The sequence below is a fragment of the Macrococcus sp. DPC7161 genome (assembly GCF_004117835.1).
Lineage (GTDB): Bacteria > Bacillota > Bacilli > Staphylococcales > Staphylococcaceae > SDSC01.
Genome location: NZ_SDSC01000052.1, coordinates 1 through 396, shown reverse-complemented (window position 1 = coordinate 396; position 396 = coordinate 1). Strand labels below are relative to the sequence as shown.

Genomic DNA, 396 nt, shown 5'->3' with positions numbered 1-396 from the left:
ACCGATAACTAATAGAATATAAGATGCCAGTAAGAATACTTCGAAGAATACGAATAAGTTAAAAATATCACCTGTGATAAATGAACCTATGACACCTGTTAGCATGAACATTACTGCGAAGTAGTAGTAATACGTTTCACGTTCTATGCCCACTGATTGATAAGAATATAAAATAATCAGCATTGTTACGATTAAACTTGAAATCACGAGAAGGATACTAAATATATCGAGTACTAATACAATACTATATGGAGCTTCCCATGAACCAAGTTCTAAAGTTATAATCCCATTCTTTAATACGTTGTTTAAGTTTATAAATGCAAAAATTAATGTGACAGCTGTCCCGCTTAGTGCAACGTATCGTTTAATAATAGGGCGCTTACCAATGAACACAAG

The 396-nt window shown here is 32.8% G+C and carries 1 pseudogene; it reads right to left on the bottom strand.

Annotated features, from left to right (window positions below):
- Nucleotides 1-396, bottom strand: a pseudogene (locus ER639_RS12070) (Na+/H+ antiporter subunit D); the annotation flags it as partial.